The organism is Acidobacteriota bacterium (assembly GCA_034211275.1).
GTDB lineage: Bacteria > Acidobacteriota > Thermoanaerobaculia > Multivoradales > JAHZIX01 > JAGQSE01.
This window is the reverse complement of record JAXHTF010000386.1, coordinates 1-1,673: the sequence shown is the minus strand read 5'-3', so window position 1 is coordinate 1,673 and position 1,673 is coordinate 1. Positions and strand designations below refer to the sequence as shown.

Annotated in this window: 1 protein-coding gene; it reads left to right on the top strand. The window is 64.5% G+C overall.

From position 1 onward, the window contains the following. Window positions 1-102 precede the first annotated feature (102 nt). Entirely contained in the window at window positions 103-1,461 is a 1,359-nt protein-coding gene (locus SX243_26205; GenBank protein MDY7096480.1) for an IS1380 family transposase, read from the top strand. The last annotated feature ends 212 nt before the right edge of the window (window positions 1,462-1,673 follow it).

Here is a 1,673-nt window from a genome sequence, read left to right as displayed (position 1 = left end):
GCTAGCCCGGATAATTCATCAGACCACATGACAAGAGGGGCGGTTTCCGGTTAAATCTAAGCATCACAACAAAATAGACTTAGCCGGAAGGGGCCGCCCCTCATGCCAGAGTGTATCCCACAGCTGTCGCTTTCTTTCCACCCCTCTCACCCCGTCGTCGTCTCCTTCGATGCACCGAGAAGCTCTTCGGATGGGGGCGCTCTGCTGCTGCGCGCGGCCGACGAGAAGCTCCGTTGGACCGAGCGGCTGGCCGCTTGCCTGACCGAGTGGCGACGGCCGGATCGGGTGCGGCATGGTCTGATCGAGCAGCTGCGCCAGCGGATTTACCAGATCGCCCTGGGCTACGAGGACGTCAATGACGCTGACCATCTCCGCCGCGACCCAGTTCTCTTGACGGTCTGTGACCGCCAGCCCCACGACGGCGAGGGACTCTCCAGTCAGCCCACCCTTTGCCGATTCGAGAATCAGGTCTCCGCCCGCGACTTGCGACGGCTCTTGAACGCCTTCGAGGACGACTACGTCGCCAGCCTTCCCCCGGACACTCAGGAGCTGATTCTCGACATCGACTCCACCCATGACCCGACCCACGGCCGCCAGCAGCTGGCCTTCTTCCACGGCTACTTCGACGACTCGATCTACCACCCTCTGCTCGTCTTCGATGGCGATACGGGACAGCTGGCTTCGGTCCTGCTGCGCCCTGGGCGCTGTCACTCCAGCCGAGGAGCCGAGGCGCTGCTGCGGCGCCTGATCCGCAAGATTCGCCGGCGCTTGCCGGCAGCCCGCATCCTCGTGCGCGGGGACTCCCACTTCGCCATGCCCCGGATCCTCCGAGAGCTCGAACGCCTCGACCATCGGCTCGGCGGCATCGATTACCTGCTGGGACTGGCCAAGAATCAGCGCTTGGTGCGCTGGTCCGAGCGCTCCCTCCAGCGGGCGCGGCGCGAAGCCGAGCGGACCGGGAAAAGCGCCCGCACCTTCACGGTCCTTCGCTATCGGGCCAACAGCTGGAAGCGACTGCGCAGAGTGATCGTGCGGGCAGAGCACAATCGCTACTGGGGAGCCAATCCTCGGTTTGTCGTCACCAGCCTCCAGGGCTCTGCCCAGCGACTCTACGAGCTGTACTGTCAGCGCGGAGACTGCGAGAATCGGATCAAAGACCTCAAGAACGCCCTGGCCGCCGACCGGCTCTCGTGTCACCGCTTCCAGGCCAACGTCTTTCGACTCTTGCTCCACGCGGCGGCCTATCGACTGCTCTGGACGCTCCGAGACCGTGCAGCTCGGAGCAGCGCGCGTCTGGGGCGCGCCCAATTCGACACTCTGCGCCTGCGGCTGCTCAAGGTCGCAGCCCTCGTCAAGCCTTCCCGGCGCAGGATCTGGATCCGCCTGCCCGAATCCTTTGTCGAAGCCCGACTCTTCGCCGAGCTGGCGACCGGTCTCGACCCACCGCTCCATCCAGTCTGACTCCTGCCAGCTGGGCGCTCTTGATTCCCCACTTCAGCAGGCGAAGTGTGTCTCGAAGGTGCCCTCAGGCCCCTTCCAGCTCTTGCTCTGGCGTGGGCAGCCTTTCGATGGGGCTGCAAAGACCGTCCAACTGGCGATTCGGGGCCGAGGAAGGTCTCCGATCGACCGGCTCACGGCTGGATCAGCGGACTTCCATGAATAATCCGGGCTAG